15 protein-coding genes are annotated in these 19220 nt (G+C 34.1%); 8 read left to right on the plus strand and 7 right to left on the minus strand.

Going from position 1 to position 19220, the window contains the following annotated elements; all coding sequences use genetic code 11:
• Positions 1-37: 37 nt before the first annotated feature.
• The 4 genes from ACTJIW_RS07105 to ACTJIW_RS07120 are packed head-to-tail and all read right to left on the minus strand — an operon-like array spanning position 38 to position 3673.
• Positions 38-1111, minus strand: coding sequence for a LysM peptidoglycan-binding domain-containing protein (locus tag ACTJIW_RS07105; RefSeq protein ID WP_440715915.1), 1074 nt, complete (start codon positions 1109-1111; stop codon positions 38-40).
• Between the two features lie 18 nt (positions 1112-1129).
• Complete coding sequence (locus ACTJIW_RS07110; RefSeq protein ID WP_012025262.1) at positions 1130-2101, minus strand: TssN family type VI secretion system protein; 972 nt, start codon at positions 2099-2101, stop codon at positions 1130-1132.
• Positions 2102-2103: 2 nt separating this feature from the next.
• Positions 2104-3048, minus strand: coding sequence for a type VI secretion system baseplate subunit TssG (locus tag ACTJIW_RS07115; RefSeq protein ID WP_440715916.1), 945 nt, complete (start codon positions 3046-3048; stop codon positions 2104-2106).
• Positions 3032-3673, minus strand: coding sequence for a C40 family peptidase (locus tag ACTJIW_RS07120; RefSeq protein WP_044047808.1), 642 nt, complete (start codon positions 3671-3673; stop codon positions 3032-3034). The genes ACTJIW_RS07115 and ACTJIW_RS07120 overlap by 17 nt, the downstream gene beginning before the upstream one ends.
• A 346-nt stretch (positions 3674-4019) precedes the next feature.
• Between ACTJIW_RS07120 and ACTJIW_RS07125 the strand changes: the two genes are divergently transcribed.
• Positions 4020-5072 (plus strand): PKD domain-containing protein, encoded by a 1053-nt coding sequence (locus tag ACTJIW_RS07125; protein WP_440715917.1) that lies wholly within the window; start codon positions 4020-4022, stop codon positions 5070-5072.
• 7 nt (positions 5073-5079) lie between these two features.
• Positions 5080-7539, plus strand: a complete 2460-nt coding sequence (locus ACTJIW_RS07130; protein WP_121361473.1) for an ATP-dependent Clp protease ATP-binding subunit — start codon at positions 5080-5082, stop codon at positions 7537-7539.
• A 97-nt stretch (positions 7540-7636) separates the two neighbouring features.
• Here the strand turns inward: ACTJIW_RS07130 and ACTJIW_RS07135 are convergent, their stop codons facing one another.
• The 3 genes from ACTJIW_RS07135 to ACTJIW_RS07145 are packed head-to-tail and all read right to left on the minus strand — an operon-like array spanning position 7637 to position 11821.
• Complete coding sequence (locus ACTJIW_RS07135; RefSeq protein ID WP_052295196.1) at positions 7637-7879, minus strand: hypothetical protein; 243 nt, start codon at positions 7877-7879, stop codon at positions 7637-7639.
• 39 nt (positions 7880-7918) lie between these two features.
• Entirely contained in the window at positions 7919-10318 is a 2400-nt protein-coding gene (locus ACTJIW_RS07140) for an arylsulfatase (RefSeq protein WP_440715918.1), read from the minus strand.
• Positions 10319-10339: 21 nt separating this feature from the next.
• Positions 10340-11821: a DUF1254 domain-containing protein gene (locus tag ACTJIW_RS07145; RefSeq protein ID WP_440715919.1), complete on the minus strand. Its 1482-nt coding sequence runs from the start codon at positions 11819-11821 to the stop codon at positions 10340-10342.
• Between the two features lie 264 nt (positions 11822-12085).
• Here ACTJIW_RS07145 and ACTJIW_RS07150 point away from each other — a divergent pair, with 264 nt between their 5' ends.
• The 6 genes from ACTJIW_RS07150 to ACTJIW_RS07175 all read left to right on the plus strand — a co-directional run bounded on the left by ACTJIW_RS07150 (position 12086) and on the right by ACTJIW_RS07175 (position 19192).
• Positions 12086-12676, plus strand: a complete 591-nt coding sequence (locus tag ACTJIW_RS07150) for a hypothetical protein (protein WP_012025270.1) — start codon at positions 12086-12088, stop codon at positions 12674-12676.
• 899 nt (positions 12677-13575) lie between these two features.
• The gene (locus ACTJIW_RS07155) at positions 13576-14079 is read left to right on the plus strand and encodes a DUF4625 domain-containing protein (RefSeq protein ID WP_440715920.1); all 504 of its coding nucleotides are present in this window, start codon (positions 13576-13578) and stop codon (positions 14077-14079) included.
• Positions 14080-14088: 9 nt separating this feature from the next.
• Positions 14089-16281 carry a TonB-dependent receptor gene (locus tag ACTJIW_RS07160; protein WP_440715921.1) on the plus strand — a complete coding sequence of 731 codons (2193 nt, stop codon included), beginning with the start codon at positions 14089-14091 and terminating at the stop codon, positions 16279-16281.
• A 28-nt stretch (positions 16282-16309) separates the two neighbouring features.
• The gene (locus tag ACTJIW_RS07165) at positions 16310-17212 is read left to right on the plus strand and encodes a DUF4625 domain-containing protein (protein ID WP_440715922.1); all 903 of its coding nucleotides are present in this window, start codon (positions 16310-16312) and stop codon (positions 17210-17212) included.
• 36 nt (positions 17213-17248) lie between these two features.
• The gene (locus tag ACTJIW_RS07170) at positions 17249-18463 is read left to right on the plus strand and encodes a hypothetical protein (RefSeq protein WP_440715923.1); all 1215 of its coding nucleotides are present in this window, start codon (positions 17249-17251) and stop codon (positions 18461-18463) included.
• A gap of 141 nt (positions 18464-18604) precedes the next feature.
• Entirely contained in the window at positions 18605-19192 is a 588-nt protein-coding gene (locus ACTJIW_RS07175; protein WP_440715924.1) for a TetR/AcrR family transcriptional regulator, read from the plus strand.
• Positions 19193-19220 lie beyond the last annotated feature (28 nt).

Genomic DNA, 19220 nt, shown 5'->3' on the forward strand with positions numbered 1-19220 from the left:
GAATATTACATTCGCTAACTACTCTGTTTTTAACTCTTTAGTTTTGAGTTTCTTCATTCTTTAAAGATTCTATTTGTACGATAACTTTTATTGGTTCATCATACTCGATACTGCATTCTAAATTTATCTTTTCGATACAATAACTATGTTCATCAAGAAAATATGAAGCGTTGATTTTTCCTTTCCACGGGTCAAATCCAAAACTGGCTTCACCTCCAGAATCTACATAATCTCCTTTTTGTTCTACTTTTACCAAATTTGATTCATCTAAAATCGAATCTATCTTTTGCTGTACCGCAAACTTCGATTCTTCATCTTTCTCTAATGGAAAAAAGACTTCGTTTTGAAACGAATAATTTGATGTATAACTAACGTAAATGCCGTTAAAAAAAGCTCTTAAAAAATAGTCTGAAGAAAGAGACTCAAATAATGTTTCAGAATTTTCTAAAGCATATTCTGTATGTTCAATATAATTTTCTGCAACCTCACCTTCAAAATAATCCAGAACTTCTTCTTTAGTATCCTTCCATCGATTTTCTATTTCATCATAATTGTAAATATCAACCCACTTTCCAGATTCATCTACCACAATCTTTAATGGATATAAAACAGCAGCGGTTTTAGCTGCCAGTTCATCCATAACTGTATCTGGTATGGTATTGTTGACATAAATAGATCCTTTATTTATTTCAAACAAATGATAATTATTTCTATCAGTAGCAAGCCATTTTACACTTACTTTCATTTCTATTGTATCTACATCATCTCCAAAAACAGTTGTATAGTTAACCTGGTAATCATTATTAATTTTGTCTGCAACAAATGGCAGTGTATAATTACTAGCTAAACTAACTTTCTGATATTTTTTTTCTGTTTGTTCATTTTTAGCTTCAATAGCTTTTTCGGGTGCTAAAATCAAATACTCTAAATAACTCTTAAAATCAGCTTCTATTAAATCAGAAATTTCACAGTACATATTATGATACCTTCTAAGTTCCTGAGCATCGATGCCAAGATCACGGGCAACACTTTCGAGCGTATCTCCTTTCTTGATTTTATAAATACGAAACTTGTCGTATGATGACTTTTCAGGTTTATCTATATAGTACATAACATTTCAAAAAAAATATTAAACTGCAGCCTCTTTTTCCTTCTTTTCAACTTTTGGTTCAAACATAAAATCTTCTCCTTTTCCTTCTGCTTTTTTCGTTTGATTAACTTTTTTAATCTTTTGTCTTTTACAAATGATAACTGAGTTTTCAGTAATACCATTCATGCTCAAAGTATATTTTGCATCTACATATTTTGCCGTTTGATACCATTTTGGCTGTAAAAAGAATACCCAGCTGCAATTTTCACCATTTTCTTTTAAATCAATTTTACTGTCGGCATTATGTTCATTATATCCTGAAACGGTATGATAAAAAAGTGCCCCAAAATCAATTCTTACCGGACCTTTGGATCTTAAAGAAGTATATTTTGTATCGGTTTCTTTTTTCTGAATTAATAAGGTAATCAACAATAAATCTTTCATTTCAACGTTTTCTATCTCAGGAAAAGGATTTTTTCTTTCCGGAATTTTCCACGTAACATATTCTTTCGGAGGTATCTGCATCATATAGTTAAAAACTGCGTAAACGCCTGTCGGAACTATAAATACCAAGAAATGAGAACACATTAAAAAAGTCAGTGCAATCCCGTTTAAGGCAGTATAAATAATCACAAATAATACACTTGAATAAAGTGTTATTAAAAGTGAAAACAATAATTCGATACCTACAACGCCTTTTAAATTAAACTCATTAAAATACCATCTATACAAGTAAACATTAAGGATTCCGAATAGCAGTGATGCAATTTGATAAAATCGAAACTCGTCTGACAACTCTGTAAATAATTTATTATAGCCCAAAAAACCAACCAGGGCATAAATCAATACAAATGAAAAAACATAGATGTAAAACTTTCTTTTATACTGTACCGCAAATTCTTTTATTTTATCGCTGAATACCATGGTAAGTATAAAACTTACCGCTATAATTACTACTAAAAATACAATAAGCCTAATATCAATAAGGGCTAATAAATGCTTTTTTACCATTACTAAATTCGTGTTGTATACCCTAACACAGGTTCTTTACTAAAATTAAACTCTTCTGTTTCTTCATTAATCAATAACACTGTTTTTACTTCTACTTCCATTGGAAAAAAATGTTCGCAAAAACAATCTATAAATATTTTTATATCGCCGTTTTTAAGGTAATGCTGATAAGGTTTGTTCGTTATAGGACCTATTTCTATCCTTAAATTCATAGAATAATCCATATAATCTTTTCCGGTAATAAAATCGACTCCTAACCTGTTTTCACCCAGCTTTATCTGTTCTGCTTCTTCACTGTATTCTTTAGAACTTGTTGTTGTATAGGTTACTTTTTCTTCTATAATACTTGATAAACAATTACAGGCAAGATCAATGTCTCCAACTATCTTGTAGGCATAAGGCAGTAACTGAATAAATTTTGAAACTAAAATCTCTGGGTAAATGTGTGATAACCCCCAAAAATCATAGAAAAAATCTAACGGTTTACTCCCGTTCAGCTTATATAAAAAATTCCTTTCAACACTTTCTATTTTAGTCCGATAATGAAAAATCTCGTTTTCAAAAGGAGTAAAAAAAACACGTGCTTCAGCCTCTTGCTTTTTCTGGTGTTTATGCTCCCTTATCATCTGTTTTACAGATTTATCAGAGTTATTTTCGGTCAGACTATGCACAAAACCTTCCGGAAGTGCGTCATACATACTGTCTCGAGATAAGCGTATATTTAGATATTCTTGTTTGTCGTAATTATCATCCTGAATTGCCGCTCCCAGAATATCGCTTCTGTAGGCACGTGAAAACTGACCATGATTCGAAATCGTAATTTCATCCTGAACCACAGCTTTATTTTCAAGAAGCTCATTAGCAATAACTTCCGCTCTAATATCGTACGAAATATTTTCAATTTCGTACGCAAGATCTTCAAGACTTTTTTTACTTTTTCTTTCCATCTTCGTTAATTCGTCCTGCGCCTATGTATCGTAACTGAAAATATTCATCATTAAAATTATATATTGCCAGACCTTTGTCTGTACAAGCCAGAATTCGGTCATTATGCAGATACAAACCAACATCTGATATGGGATGATCTTTGTCGTATCTAAAGAAAACCAGATCGCCTTCTGCAAGGAAACTGCGACCGGTAAAAATTTGAATAGATTTTGATTTCCACATTCCAGCCGGGTCTTTAGGAAGCGTAACTTTATAAACATCACTGTACAGAGACTGAAGAAAATAAGAACAGTCAATTCCTTTTTTAGAAAAGCTTTTCTCCTTATATGGCGTATTCAGCCAAGGATCTATGTAAGAGTATAATTTGTAGTTGGTAATTTTATTTGGCATTACAGCCAGAATAATAGAGTATTTTTCTTTTAGAGCCAGAACTTCGTCACTCAAATTCTCTGAATTGTCATTAACAACGGTTTTGTTTTTTAAACCTGTTTCTTTCATTTGAGACTGTTTCTTTAACAGCTCTAAAGAATAATCATATTTAAACGGAATCTGCGAAATATATTTTTGAGCATAGCATTCTGTAAATAAATGCATCATAAGAATCATTATAACAATCTGCCTCATAAAAATATTATTTAGTACTCTTTTTTTAGATAATTAAAATATTATTTCACACCCAAAATGGGTAATTTTTAAATTTTAGCAACAATAAAAAACAAACTTTTGAGTTAGCTTTCCATTTTTAACCCTGAGAAAATTCTCATTTTTGAACGTAACTCGTTTATTATGAATTTATTTACTTTTTGGAACGAGGTGGTTACAAACCTAACAAAATATTTTGTAAGAATACAAATATTTTTTGTAAAATTTATATGATAAATATTAAGTTTTTTAAAATAATTAAAACTACATTTGCTTCCGTTTTTTGTTAAAATTATCTTACTAATAGTAAAATATCCAAAGTCTAAAAATGAATCAAAAAAATATTGATATCAGGGTTGTGTTTTTTTTCGCAATTCTCTTATTAGCTGGAATCATTGCATTTATAGTGCAGCTTTTTAATCATGTCGACTGTGATGATGCTAAATTTTATATTTTTGCAGACCATTCTCAATCCGAAGAATCGATTGAGTTTTACGACAAAACTCCAAATGCAAAATCATGGATTTGGGACTTTGGAGACGGATCAGAAAAAGATGTCAGAAAACACACTTTTCACATCTATAAAAATCCGGGAAAATACTATGTTTCTTTAACAATAAACGGTAATTGCACCCATACAAAAGAGATCACGATAAAGGATAAATTTGCTGCAGATAAAATAGGCACTCCAAAAATTATTGTACCCAAAACTATTACTGTTGGACAGCCCGCTTATTTTAAATCAATTTCTGATGATGCCAGAACTTGGGAATGGGCATTTGGTGAAAATAAAGGCATTGATAAAACCTCTTCTAACCCAGTTTACAGCTTTATCACGCCGGGCGAAAAAACGATTACTTTAGTCATAAACGGAGATTTCAGCCGTGTAGCAAAAAAGATAATTTATGTACATCCAAGAGTTATAAAAAAGACGAATCCGCTGGATGTAAGCTCTTATGAATTTGAGAAAAAAGCCGAAGCTTTTGCTTTGCCAAGAGGACCTGTTAAAAAAGATCCGCTTGAAGAAATGCTGCAATATGTTCCGGTTGCTCCAAAAGCAAAAACTGTAAAAGACACTGTTGCCACGATCAAAAAAGCACCTAAAATGTCTGAAGACCAGTTTGAAATTTTGTTTAAAAAAGTAGCCGAAGGCAGTAAAGTTAAAGATGATTTTGCTGAGTTTTTATGTGATGATCTGGATATTCCAGTTGTAAAAAATGATAAAGATCTCTTAACTTTTGCACAATTATGTGCTTCTGTAAAAGGGAAAAAAATAAAAATTGAGTCAATACGCTTAAACAAGGACAAACAAACTAACTGCATTAAAGGATTAAATATCAGCTATAAAGTAAAAAAATATCTGGTATGGTCTAAAGATTAAATTTGGTATGGAAGAAGAAAAAAACGTTTTCAGTGCAGAATTATTAAGCGCATTAGAAATTGCGAAGAAAATCGCTAAAACCAATTTAAATAAATATTACTCGGCGTCACATTTGTTAAAAGCAGTTTTAAACAGGGATTTATCACTTTTAAAACGTCTTGAGGCTATGGGCAAAGATGTTTATTATCTTGATGAATGGGCAGAAGTACGAATTGAAGAAGAACCAAAGACCACTCATGTTCTTGATGCTGAGCCAAGTGATTTAATTGATGACATCATAAAAGAGGCAGAATCAGTACGTATAGCACTTAATGAAGATGAAATTAGTCTTTATGCTGTTATAATTGCTTTAAGTTCTCCGGGTGTAGGTTTCAATTTCGATCAAATGAAATCCTATCCTATCTCAAGAAATGAATTGCTAGAAGATCAGATAGTTGTTCCGCAAACCGAGAGTGGCGCAAAACAAGAAGTAAAAAAAGGTTTTTTAAGCAAATACTGTATCCACAAAAATCTGGAGAAAAATAAAAAAAGAATCCCCGCAATTGGGCGTGAAGCCGAATTGAATGCCATAAAAGAAATTCTCTGCCGATTCTCTAAACCTAATGTTCTGCTTATTGGCGACCGAGGCATTGGAAAATCGATTTTAATTGATACTCTTGTTCAAAATGTAATAACAAATCAGGTTCCAGATGCTTTAAACAAAGTACAGCTTTTTGAACTCGACTTATCTTCTCTTATTGCCGGAGCTTCATACAAAGGCGAAATTGAAGACCGTTTAAAAAACTGCATTCAGGAATTAAAACAATTCCCCAGAGCTATTTTAATTATTGAAGAAATTCATATTTTACTCGATAAAAACGGAGGAGATTCCGGCGTTTCAAATGTTCTTAAAGGCGAACTGGCAAAAGGATTAAATATTATCGCGACCTCAACAATTGATGAATTTTCAAAAAGAATTGAAAAAGAACAAGGACTTTCTGGAATGTTTGAAATCGTTAAATTAGAAGAATCTGATGATGAGACTTTGTTCAGAATGATTCGCGAATCTATCAAAATCTATCAGGAACATCATAAAATACAGATAGATGATGAAACCATTTCAGAATCTATCCGCTTATCCAGAAGGTATTTAAAAGAAAAAAGCCTTCCTGAATCTGCAATTAATCTGATCGATCATACGATGTCGGTTTTAAAAACTTCAGGAGAAACTTTTCTTAATGAAAAACAATCTATTATCAACAGATTAAATCTTTTAAAAGAAAATACCAGCAATTTATCTGAAGATCAATTGATAAAAGAATACAATTGGTTTCTGGTTGATTTAATAAACAAAACAACATTTTTGATGGATGTTGATGAACAAAATGAAAAAAGAAATTTTGAAACATCAGAATCGATCTTAAATTATATTGAAAACCTGATTAATACGCTTGAAGAAAAGGCACTTGATAAACGCTCTCATATTGAAGCTTTTGATTTGTCTTTAATTATTGCTAAAAAAACCGGAATTCCGGCAGGAAAACTTAAGGAAGAAGAAAAACAGAAATTAAACAATATTGAGGAAGTTCTAAACCGAAGAGTTATTGGGCAGGATCATTGTATAGCAACGGTTGCAGGCTCAATTTTAGAGTCAAGATCGGGATTAAGCAAAGCCGGACAGCCTATTGCATCTTTCTTTTTTCTTGGACCAACGGGAACAGGAAAAACAGAATTAGCCAAAAGTTTAGCCGAGTTTTTGTTTCAGGATGAAAATGCCATCATTAGATTTGATATGTCTGAGTTTAAAGAAGAGCATTCAGCTGCGCTTCTTTACGGTGCGCCTCCTGGTTATGTAGGTTATGAAGAAGGCGGTCTGCTGGTGAACAAAATCAGACAGAAACCTTATTCTATTGTTTTATTTGACGAAATTGAAAAAGCACATCCTTCTGTTTTTGACGTATTCCTTCAAATTATGGACGAAGGAAAACTACATGATCGTTTAGGAAAAGAAGGTGATTTTTCGAATGCTATTATACTTTTTACTTCAAATATTGGGGCAGATCATATTGTAAATACTTTTAATAACGGCGAAATTCCAACATCTGGTTCTTTAATGGAAATTATGGGGAATTATTTCAGACCTGAATTTTTAGGACGTTTAACTGAAATTGTACCTTTTGCTCCTATCAGTAAAGAAAATGCATTGAAAATATTCGAAATCCATCTCAAAAAAGAGTTCATGGATTTATTAAAAAACATCAATATTAAGGTTGAAATTCCAATGGAAGCTAAGCTTTATCTTGCTGAAAACGGATATAATGCTAAATATGGTGCAAGACCGATAAAAAGTATTATCAGAAGTCATTTAAGAAGACCTTTGGCAAAAAAAATAATTTCAGGAGAAGTAAAAGACGGCGATACAATTTCTGTTACCATAGAAAACAATGAAGTAAAATGGGTAAAAGAAGAATTTACCACTGTAAATTAAATCGTAAAATAATCAATCCAGTTTAGTTAGTTTATAAACCCTAAAAAACGTCTTGCGACGTTTTTTAGGGTTGTAAGTATTTTGTAAAATTTCCTTTTTATGAACTATTCCTAACAATATAAAATAATATTTCTTCTTCTAATTCTTTTGCAAGGTTCTCGCATTCCAGTTTTTGACGAAAGTTTTTTTCAAATTTCTTCTTATAAATTTCAGCATTTACAATACTTTCGCAATAATCATCACACATCGTTTTAAATCTGGAATCGAGCAAATACATCTTTCTCATTGATTCAAAATATTCTGCAAATTTGACATTATATAGTTCGTCAGGTAAGGACATAGTCTTGAAGTTTAAATATTTCTCTAATGAAATCACATTTTACTCTTTTGCCATTTTTACTTTAAATTCGTTTTCAACATTCTGATAAGCATCATTACTAACATCATAAACTACTTTTGCAATTTTACCGCCAGTAAAATCGAATTTGGCTTTATATTGTTTACTTACCGGATCACCGCTGTCACGGCCTACACATAAACCTTCTCCTGAAAGTGAATAATGTCCTGCCTGAGTTCGAAAAGGTTTTTCGTCAACTACTTTATTGTCTAAATACAACCTCATCTTTCCTAAAGTCTCGTTTTTGTCACTCATTTTTTCTTTTATAAATTCAACACCTACAATATGTTTCCCACCAGAAGGAATTGAAGTGCTTAAAACCTGTTCTGGCGCAAGACCGAGGAAATTATAGACATAAGTCAGTTTTCCGTCTTTTGCAAACAAACTATAACCGCCAAAACGTGATCCCTGAGATACAATAACTCCTTTTGAATCTTTAGTAAAATCTACTTCGGCCAGAATTTTAAATGAACGTCCAAGAGTTGGTGCGGCAGAAGCTTCAGGAACTTCTGTGGTTCCCGGATAATAAATAAATCGACCATCAGCCGGAACTTCTTTATGATATTCTAATTTGTGAAATTCAGGAATAGAAAGATCATTAAGCGGCAGTACATGGTATTTTTTTGCTTCGTCCATCCAAATTTGCTGCAGCTCTTTTACTTTATCAGGATATTTTACTGCAAGATCTGTAGACTCTGAACGATCAGCATCTACATTATACAACTCCCATTGATCTTTATCAAAATTTCCAATATTTACAGGTAAAGCCCCATGAACAGCTGTAGCTTTCCAGCCGTCTTTCCAGATTCCTCTTGTGCCCACCATTTCATAATATTGTACTTTTTTAGCAGTTGGCGCTTTTGCATTATTAAAACTGCTTATCATAGAAACACCTGCAAGGGGCGTCTGCTTGACACCATCTACTACATCCGGCATCGTCAAACCACAGGCTTCTAATATTGTAGGTACAATATCGGTACAGTGGTAATACTGACTTCTTAATTCACCTTTGGCTTTAATTCCTTTTGGCCAGCAGATTACAAGAGGATCAGCAGTTCCTCCACTGTAGCCAGAATATCTTTTAAACATTTTAAATGGTGTCGAAAAAGCAGCTGCCCATCCTGTTGGATAATGATTATAAGTATCTTCTGAACCCAGTTTATCAATCATGCTTAAATTAACACTCATGTCATCCGGATAGGCATTAAAGAAATTATTCTCGTTTACCGAACCATTTGGAGAACCTTCTGCGGAAGCACCATTATCAGCGCAATACATAATCAAAGTATTATCAAACTGACCTGAATCTTTTAGATATTTAATTACACGACCCACTTCCGCATCTGTAAATTCTGAATAAGCCGCATACACTTCGGCCATACGACTGAACAATTTTTTTTCATTGGCAGTGAGACTGTTCCATGGTTTTACCATATCGCTTTCAGCAAATTTACCTTTCGGCATAGGGTTTAAAGGTGTCATTTTTGTTCCTTTTGGCAGAATTCCTTTATCGATCATGCGTTTTAAAACCCAGTCTCTGTAAGCTTCATAACCATCGTCAAATTTCCCTTTGTATTTCGCAATATAATCGGCTGGTGCATGATGCGGTGCATGATTTGCTCCCGGATTATACCACATAAACCAAGGCTTATCCGGTTTTGATTGTTTTGAATCCTGAATATACGCAATTGCTTTATCGGCCAAATCTTTGCTTAAATGATAGCCTTCTTCCGGCTGAGAAGGCTGTTCTATAAAATGATTATCTTCTATAAGACTTGGGTACCATTGGTTAGTTTCTCCTCCAATAAATCCGTAAAAACGATCAAATCCAAGTCCAAGAGGCCAGCGTTCTTTAGAAGAAGCCATATCAAGTGCATCTACAGGAACATTATGGTTTTTACCGATCCAAAAAGTAGACCATCCGGCTTCTCGCAATACAGTAGCAAGTGTAGCATTTTCTTTTGGGATATGCCCGCTGTAGCCCGGAAATCCAACCGCAGATTCTGATATAGAACCAAATCCGTTTTGATGATGATTACGCCCTGTTAAAAGTGTAGAACGTGTAGGCGAACATACCGATGTAGTATGCCATTGCGTATACGTTAATCCGTTTTTTGCCAGTTCATCCATAGTGGGCATATTGATACGCCCCCCATAAGGTGACCATGCGGCAAAACCGGTATCATCATATAAAATAATAAGTACATTTGGAGCATCTTTTGGAGCTTTCGTCTCCAGAAAGGCAGGCCAGTCGCCTTTTGAATCCCGAATATCGAGTTTAATATCACCGCCAAATTTCTTTTCTTCCTGTTTTTTAGGAGGATTCTGTGCCATTAAAAAGGAACAGAACAAAAATATCAAAAGTTTAAATAGTTGTTTCATGATAGTATGATGGGTTAAGTGTTACTTTACTTCTTCAAAGTCACCTGGTTTCCAGCTTCCGTTAAATGCGTCTTTTTCTGGTCCGTAAATTCGGAAATAAGCAAACCAGCCCACATTTGGAATTGTTTTAATCCATTGACCTTCTTTTCCGGCCGGAGCTTTTGGTCCAAAATATAAGTCAACCGTTTTACCGCCTATTTTATCTTTTAGTTCAAATAAAGAACGAAGCGCGGCTTTATTTTGATCTGTTATAACCTGACTTCTCGTTTTAGCATCATAAATGGTAACCGACCAAAATAATTTAGCAGGTACAGGTGTTGGTATTGTTAATTTATATGTTTTACTTCCGTCTACATATTTCCCTGTATTATCCTTAAGTCCAAGCCAGTATAAAGATCCTCCGCCTTCTTTTCTTCTAAACATAGACGGTGAAGCACCAATTGCCTGATAAAACCAGGTTTCCCTGCCATCAAGATCTACATAATCTGGAGTATTAAAATCGCCGTCTTCAAATCGAAGTGCCACCCATTCCCATTGGCGGTCTTTCCAAACCACACGATCTTCGCGACGATCTGCAAACGATTGTACACGCATTTGTGCATTGGCAATTTTAGCGGCTTTTTCTAATATTGCTTTCATACGCGCATCGGGGCTGAATGATTTTCCTTTTTTAATACCTAACACAGCCAGTTCTCCATAATAGTTTCTATAACCTTCAAAAACTGGTTCTCGCTGGATAACATCATTTAAATTTTCCCAGTATTTTATATTATTTTCCCAGCCAAGAGGTGTTGTATTTTGTGGTTTGTTAGTAAGATCCAGCCAGTCTGGGTCTTTCCAGTTTGCCGGTTTATTTAACGGATATACTTTAACGGTTTTAATACGTGTTATAGCCGCATTTACATCACCGCCAACAGGAAGCGAACGTATCCCTACAGTTAAATTATTGGATGAAGATTTCCAGACATGATAACCCGAAGCAGGGACGACACCCTTATAATCAGGAGGTAATAGCAGATGTTTACCACCATTGCCCGCATCAGGTCCCGGAATTCCCATATCAGCTACCCAGCGTTGATTTACATCCATTGCCACAACAATAAGCGGTCCTTTTGGGATATCTATAACCATAGGCCCATCTGATAAATCAATAGGGATTGGTCCGTAAGGCGTGTCTGAATTAAGGGTAAAACCAATTTGTCCTGGTTTGGTGTCTAAAGTTCCAAATGATTTGTTAGGAATAATTTTAATGCTATCATTCCCTTTCACCAGACCTTCACCGGAAACCGTTGGATAGAAAAATTTATAAGCCTGTATTGCTCGAGTTAAGTCGGCATCATCATAAGCTTTTTTAATAGTCGCTTCGGTTGGATAACCGCCTGTAAATTCATAATCCGAAGTTAAATCTACAGAACTGTCGGTACTTTTTGTAACTTCTGTTTCTTTTTTACAGCTGGTCAAAGCCAAAAAAATCAAACAAATATAAACTGATAATTTTTTCATGTAAATTGATTTAAATGGTTAAACTTCAAAACATTATCAAAGTTATCACCACCTATCAGTTTTAAATTACTTTTAGAGCCTCAATTAGGTTTCATATTATAATTTGAAACAAAGTTTTATGTTCATTTTACTTTCTTTCGTATCTTGTAGTAACGCAAAATAATTATTCTCAAAGGCAATAAATGCCCTATTTAGCTGTTTTTATTACCAAGAGTTGATGTGCTTAATTAACAGCACATTTATATGATAAATAAAAAATAAAGTATGAAAAGAATATTGTTTTTAATTATAATTACCGCTTCCCTGCAAGTATATTCACAAGATGAGCTTAAAGGAAAATACCAGCCGGTACAGCAAAAAAAATCAGAAACTAAGGAAGTGGTTCCGCCAGAAACTAATCCATCTGCAGAACCGCCTGCACTGGCAAAAGATCCAATTGTTTTACAAATAAATCCCGAAGAACTTTTTAAGAATAATGCTTTATATAAAAAGGAAGCTAATGTTGAAGGTATCTTTTACAGAAGAAATGAATATTTAGGAGGTTTTATCACAAAGGGAGCAGTTTCTACTGTTCGTTATCGGGATGCCGCTTTTGTTGACGGCGATAAAATCAGAGTGTATTTAAATGATAAGGTAATTGAACCTGAAGTTTTATTAGACGGAGAATTTAAAGGTTTTAAAATAAATCTGGTAAAAGGAATTAATAAAATTGATTTTGAAGCACTAAATGAAGGTTCTGCTTCGCCAAATACTGCCGAATTTCAGGTTTTTGATGATAAAGGAGCAGTTATAGAATCGAGCCAATGGAATGTGGGTACCGGCTATAAAGCTGTTATCATATTATACAAAGAATAAAAACTAAATTTTAATTACTGTAAAGCCTTAAAAAATCTAACAAGAGTTTGGATTTTTTTAAGGCTTTTATTTTTTTGAAAAAGTTTTACTGAAACATTGTTGCATTTACAAATAAGAATTTTATATTTGCAACTCTGTGGCATTAATCAGCTGCAGGTTCATCTGAATGAAAAAGAAATTAAAATGCATTAATCTTCTGTTTCCGCTGATAGTATTGTTTGCAATACTATTTCCGGTTATACATTCTTATGAACACATCCACAATCACAATTCAAATTCTAAAAAAACAGAGCTGCATCATACAGCAAAAACTGAATTTAAAATTAAAAAGCATTCAGAAGAATGTGCAATCTGTCATTTTAAATTCAGCCCTGTTACCACTTTTAGTTTTGAACCCTTTACCTTTTACAAAAACAGCAGCATAACTTCATTTGTTGTTTTCTATTCTAAATCTTATTCTAGTTTTTTTAAAGGTGCGTTATTTTCACTTCGGGCTCCTCCCAGAATTTAAGCAGAAATAGTCATTCCTAAAAGGAAGAATTATGTTTTGCTTAGTATTTAAACTCTAAATTACCGGGAATCTATTGGCTTGTGTTAAACTAACAGGCACAATTTTGATTATCTGTAATAGTTTAATCTTTTCAGAAAATCTGAGCAGAATCAGTAACATTCCAAAACTTATTCAGTAAAAAACTGGCATTCTTAAATAGAATTTCATCTTTTTTTGACTGATGCAATGACTTTTTTTCACTTCAAAAAACATGCTTTTGTAACCTGATACAATTCAATTTTGTATTTGGATTTCTCTCAGCGCTTCTGCATCTGAGAAGGAATTACTATGTCCAATTCTTAAATCCGGACAAAAGCTGTTATCGCCAAGTAATCCCAAAATAATTTATATGAAAAATGTCAAAATCAAATGGAGCAGAATAACAACTGCAAAAAAAATTGCCGCTTTAGTTCTCGGCTTTCTGGTATTTACAGCCTGCAGCAGTGACAATGATTCTGTTGATACAGAATATCCTGTAATTGATATTTCGGCTTCAAACGCATTTCCTATCCAATGCAGTCAAATGAATCGAGGACAGAAAATTACTTTTCGTGCCGCATTCAGCGACAATGCCGCATTAGGATCGTACAGTGTTGATATTCATCACAATTTTGATCATCATACGCACAGTACCGAAGTATCAGACTGCGAAACAGATCCGGTAAAAAAACCTGTAAAACCAATGCTTTACATTAATTCGGTTACCATTCCCGAAGGTTTAAAAAAATATGAAGCAGTTCAGGAAATTACTATTCCGGAAGATATTGATCCGGGAGATTATCATTTTATGATTCGTTTGACTGATAAAGAAGGCTGGCAGACTATTAAAGGCTTAAGTATTAAAATTTTATAAAACCGCTTAATGATTGAAAATAAATCAAACAGCATATTGATTTTTGTGTTATTCGGCTTTGCTTTTTTGACAAAAGTCCAATCTCAGAACACCAATTCGGAAATAAAGGAACTTGAAGAAGTAGTGATTAAAGACCAGTCAGAAAAACGTGCCAAAAAAGAAGCATCATTAAATACAGAAACAGTAAACAGCACTTTTATTCAGCGGAATCTCGGCGGAAGCCTGATGCAGTCCTTACAGCGAATTCCTGGAGTTAAAACCATTTCGATAGGTTCAGGAGGTTCAAAGCCATCGATTCGAGGACTGAGTTTTAATCAGGTTATTGTAGTCGAAAACGGCATTAAACATGAAGGTCAGCAATGGGGCGCAGATCACGGGCTTGAAATCGATCAATATGCTGTTAATCGGGTGGAAATTATAAAAGGTCCTTCATCCTTTATTTATGGTTCTGATGCTATTGGCGGTGCAGTTAATATCAAGCCTGTGCCTTTTCCTAAAAAAAATACTTTAGGTGGTAATGTAGATTTTACTGCTAAAAGTAATAATGAACAAATTGGAAGTTCGCTGAATTTGTTTGGACGAAATGAAAACTGGTTTTTCGATACCAGAATTACTTCACAGGATTATGGTGATTACAGGGTTCCGGCTGATAAGGTTCAGGTTTACAATTATACAGTGCCTTTATACAAAAATCATTTGCGCAATACTGCAGGACGTGAACTGGATTTGCATGCCAGTACAGGATTTGTGGGCGAAAAGTTTAAATCGGTTTTGTATTTCAGTAATATACATACCAAAAGCGGTTTTTTTGCGAATGCACACGGGCTTGAACCTCGTAATGTAAATCTTGAACTTCATGATAAATCGAGTCGTGATATTTTGATGCCTTTTCAGGAAGTTAATCATACTAAAATCAGTAATACAACTTCATTTGAAATAGGAAATCATCTGTTGCAGACACAATTGGGTTTTCAAAAGAATTTCCGCAGAGAATGGAGTCATTATGTAAATCATGGTTATATGCCGCCAATTTATCCTGCAGATATGTATGCACCGCAGGATTTGGAAAGACAATACGACAAAGATGTTTTTTCGGTTTCTGTAAAAGATGGGTTTTCTGTTGGCAGACATCAATTTACAGTTGGCTTAAACGGAGAAAAACAGCAGAATGAAATTAACGGCTGGAGTTTTCTAATTCCCGCTTTTAATCAGCTGAATGCAGGATTGTATGCCTATGATAAAATACAGCTGAATGATTTATGGATACTGCACGGAGCTGTGAGAATGGATTATGGCCAAATCGAAATGAAACAATATTCAGACTGGTTTAAAAGTGATGTGACTCAAAACGGGCAGACAACTCAGGAATATTTAAAACGGTCTGAAGATTTAAACAAAACATTTAAAAGTTTTACATGGTCAGCAGGGATAAATTACAATCCGGGTAAAGTTTCATTTAAAGCTAATGCAGGAACGAGTTTTAGAATGCCCATTGCAAAAGAATTAGCTTCAAATGGTGTCAATTATCATTATTTCCGATTTGAAAAAGGAAATCCAAATCTTGATGCCGAGCGTTCGTATCAATTGGATCTTGGAATTGACTGGCAGGAAAGCAAATGGTCTGTGCAGCTGAGTCCGTTTTTTAATTATTTCCCAAATTTCATTTACCTAAACCCAACCTCACAACATGATATTTATTATGGAGCAGGAAATCAGGTTTTTGAATATCAGCAGAGTAAAGTTATGCGTTACGGAAGCGAGTTACAGATACATTATCAGTTTCTAAAAAATCTAAGCGGTGAGATTTTGGCCGAATATCTTTATTCTGAACAATTATCGGGCAGTAAAAAAGGATATACGCTTCCATTCTCTCCTCCTGCTTCGGTTTTATTTGGCATCAATTATAATCCCGAAATCAGGAATTTAAGAGAAACTTATTTTTCGCTGGATTATCGTTTTACGGCTCAGCAAAATCAGATTGTACCGCCCGAAAAAAAAACAGAAAGCAGTCATGTTTTCAACCTGGCATTAGGAACAAAATTACAAGCCGGAAAACAAGATTTTGCGGTCTCGCTTCAGGTTCAGAATTTATTTAATACAAGATACCTGAATCATACAAGCTTTTACAGACTTATAGAACTTCCGGAAATGGGCAGAAATATTATTCTTTCTGTAAAAGTTCCTTTTTTAATTCATCAATAAAACAACAAATTTTTAATACCTCAAAACCATGAAAAAAGTACAATCATTTTTTTTATTCCTATTGACAGCTTCTGTCTTTACTGCCTGCAGCAATGACGATGATAACGAAGTCTTAAAACCAACTGCCAAAAATATTGAAATTGGAACGGCAGATAATAAACAAGCTTTAATTGGTCGTGATTTTCATTTTAATGCCGATGTCACTGCCGGAAACAAAATTGCCAATGTACAATTAAAAATACTACCTAAAACCGGTGAAACTTATTCTAAAGACTGGAAACTCGAATTTACCTGGCCGGAATACATTGGAACAAAAAACACCAATGTTCATAAACACTTTACCATTCCCGCCGATGCTGTCGAAGGTAAATTTGATTTCTTATTTATTGTAACTGATGAAAACGGAACTGCGCTCGAAATTAAAGAGACCATTACTATTACAGATCCGGCTAATATGCCGGTTGATCCCGTTATTGGCCGTGATATGCTTTCGCGAAATGATGATCTGATTTATTACATGGAAACCTGGGTTGAACCTCAGTTAATCTATAAGAAGAATGATAAACTAACGGCTCATGCACAAATCAGCCAGATTATGGGCAACGGAATACTGTATTCTATTTTGATTAAAAAAAGCCTTAATTATCACCCTGAAAGCATTGACAATCTGGATCTTAAAAAAGTAATCATTATTTCAAAAGTAGAGCATAAAGATCTTGGACCGGCGTCAAAGATTACAACACTTCAAAAAATAAATGATGTCTATGGCGGCGAAAGTATTGTTCTTGGTACTGATAAAGACAATGAAGGAAATGCTATAACTGCTGAAAAGGCTTGGGAATCTGGTCAATATAACTGGGTGTTACTGTACAAAAATACTTCTTACAGCATGAGCGTCTATAAATCGATGCCTATTACAATAAACTTTTAAAATCAAGTAAATATTAACCCTAAATACATTTTAACAATGACTAAAACTTATTTCAAACTGATTTTCTTATTTGCTTTATCGCTTTTTGCCGTTTCCTGCAGCAATGATGATGATACCACTCCAGAAACTCCAGATGAAGCATTAACAGAATTTAAATATCTGAGAATTTTACTTTCTGATGAGAAAACTACACAGCTTACGCTTGTAAATCCGGTTGATGCCACATCTTCTTTCTTTAATGCTAAATTTGCAAAATCTTCACTTTATACAACTGAATCCGGACGATATGCAGGAATTGTTCACAGACTGGATAATACGGTAGAAACGTTTGACAGCGGATTTGAAAGCCACGGCGATCATGTTGATGTTGACGGACAACCAAAATTTGGTGCTTTAACTGGACAATCGGCTCTTCCAACGCATTTTAAAAGTAAAATTGGTGAAATCCTGACTTTTAATGACGGTGACGGAACTTTATCTGTTGCAAAAGAAAAGGATGTAAATACTGCCGGAGCGCAATTCAAAATCATCAACGCCGGACTTTTGGCACATCATGGTGCTATGGCCGCTTTTGGAAACGGAACGTATGCTATTACAGTAAAAGATAATTCGGTTACAGGAACACTTCCTGAAAAAGTAAAAATTATCGATAATACAGGTAAAACTTTATTTGAGCCGACTCTTGCTACAAAAGGAATTCACGGAAATGCTTCTGATGGAACTTATGCCGTTTTTGGTTCTGCAAGCGGTGTTTTAGTTGTAGAAAATAATGGAAAACAAAAACTGATTGCTTTTCCAGAAGATTTTGGAACAGCTTGGTTTGGAACTATTTTAGAAACAGATTATAACGGAAAATTTGTTGGTTTTACTGCCGCAAAAGGTGCTTATTTGATTGATGTTGTAAACGGAACTATAAAACCTATTATCCAAAATACAACAATTATGCAGTGTAAAGTAAGCTACAACCATAAAAAATTAGGTGTTTTACTGCATTCAGGTGAATTTAAGTTGTTTAACCTAAACAGTCTGCAGGTTGAAAAAGAAGCTAAAATTATTGGTGAAACTGCAAACGATGCAGCATTAAAACCTCAAATACAGCTAACAGAGAACTTTGCTTACATTACTTCGCCATCAACAGGAGAATTGTTACAATTGAGTTTTGAAAAAATGTCAATTGTAAATAAAATCAAAGTTTCTAACACACCTTATATGATTACAATTCTGGGGTTTGAAAATAGTGAAAGCCATTAAAAATAAGGCTTAAGCTATTGGAAAAGCGTGCTTAACGGCACGCTTTTTTTGGTTTAAAATATCCTAAAAGTAAAAAAGCTTTAAAAATATTTGTTTTTATGACCAATCGGTCATATATTTGCAGTGTAAAATTCAGCTATCATGGCAAAAGGTGAAGAAACCAGACAGTTTATTATAGAAAAAGCGGCTCCTATTTTTAACACAAAAGGAATTGCAGCTACTTCTATGAGCGACATTATGGAGGCAACCAAATTGTCTAAAGGAAGCATGTATGTTCATTTTGAAAATAAAGAAGTATTGGCCTGCGCTGCTGTCGATCATAATATGAAAATATTAAGCTCTAAACTTCAAAATGCCTTAAGTGGAAGCTCAACATCTAAAGAAGCTTTATTTGCTTATATCGATTTTTTCAGCAACCCTACTCACCCACCCGTTATTGGCGGCTGTCCTTTATTGAATTTCGGAACTGAGGCTGATGATACTAACCCAATCGTAAAAGAAAAAGTTAACAGCGCTATTAAACAAGGACAACAATTATTATCCGGCATTATAGAAAAAGGAATTGCCAATAAAGAATTCAAAACAGATTTTAACCCCGCAGAATTTGCCACTGCAATGTTTGCAATGTTAGAAGGCGGTCATTTAATGGCCAGAGTTTCTGGCAGTAATGATAAAATGAAAATCGTAGCCAAAACGCTTAAAAATTTAATTGAACAAAACAGCATCTAATTTTTTTTATTAAAAAAATGACCGATCA

The organism is Flavobacterium sp. 22659, from assembly GCF_052044235.1.
GTDB classification, from domain to species: Bacteria; Bacteroidota; Bacteroidia; order Flavobacteriales; family Flavobacteriaceae; genus Flavobacterium; species Flavobacterium johnsoniae.

Excerpts from the sequence above, each read along its gene's own strand:
- ACTJIW_RS07125 (WP_440715917.1), top strand. The coding sequence starts at position 4,020 with ATGAATCAAAAAAATATTGATATCAGGGTTGTGTTTTTTTTCGCAATT.
- ACTJIW_RS07170 (WP_440715923.1), top strand. The coding sequence starts at position 17,249 with ATGACTAAAACTTATTTCAAACTGATTTTCTTATTTGCTTTATCGCTT.
- ACTJIW_RS07110 (WP_012025262.1), bottom strand. The coding sequence starts at position 2,101 with ATGGTAAAAAAGCATTTATTAGCCCTTATTGATATTAGGCTTATTGTA.
- ACTJIW_RS07140 (WP_440715918.1), bottom strand. The coding sequence starts at position 10,318 with ATGAAACAACTATTTAAACTTTTGATATTTTTGTTCTGTTCCTTTTTA.
- ACTJIW_RS07165 (WP_440715922.1), top strand. The coding sequence starts at position 16,310 with ATGAAAAAAGTACAATCATTTTTTTTATTCCTATTGACAGCTTCTGTC.
- ACTJIW_RS07175 (WP_440715924.1), top strand. The coding sequence starts at position 18,605 with ATGGCAAAAGGTGAAGAAACCAGACAGTTTATTATAGAAAAAGCGGCT.
- ACTJIW_RS07130 (WP_121361473.1), top strand. The coding sequence starts at position 5,080 with ATGGAAGAAGAAAAAAACGTTTTCAGTGCAGAATTATTAAGCGCATTA.
- ACTJIW_RS07160 (WP_440715921.1), top strand. The coding sequence starts at position 14,089 with ATGATTGAAAATAAATCAAACAGCATATTGATTTTTGTGTTATTCGGC.
- ACTJIW_RS07120 (WP_044047808.1), bottom strand. The coding sequence starts at position 3,673 with ATGAGGCAGATTGTTATAATGATTCTTATGATGCATTTATTTACAGAA.
- ACTJIW_RS07115 (WP_440715916.1), bottom strand. The coding sequence starts at position 3,048 with ATGGAAAGAAAAAGTAAAAAAAGTCTTGAAGATCTTGCGTACGAAATT.
- ACTJIW_RS07155 (WP_440715920.1), top strand. The coding sequence starts at position 13,576 with ATGAAAAATGTCAAAATCAAATGGAGCAGAATAACAACTGCAAAAAAA.
- ACTJIW_RS07105 (WP_440715915.1), bottom strand. The coding sequence starts at position 1,111 with ATGTACTATATAGATAAACCTGAAAAGTCATCATACGACAAGTTTCGT.
- ACTJIW_RS07135 (WP_052295196.1), bottom strand. The coding sequence starts at position 7,879 with ATGTCCTTACCTGACGAACTATATAATGTCAAATTTGCAGAATATTTT.
- ACTJIW_RS07145 (WP_440715919.1), bottom strand. The coding sequence starts at position 11,821 with ATGAAAAAATTATCAGTTTATATTTGTTTGATTTTTTTGGCTTTGACC.
- ACTJIW_RS07150 (WP_012025270.1), top strand. The coding sequence starts at position 12,086 with ATGAAAAGAATATTGTTTTTAATTATAATTACCGCTTCCCTGCAAGTA.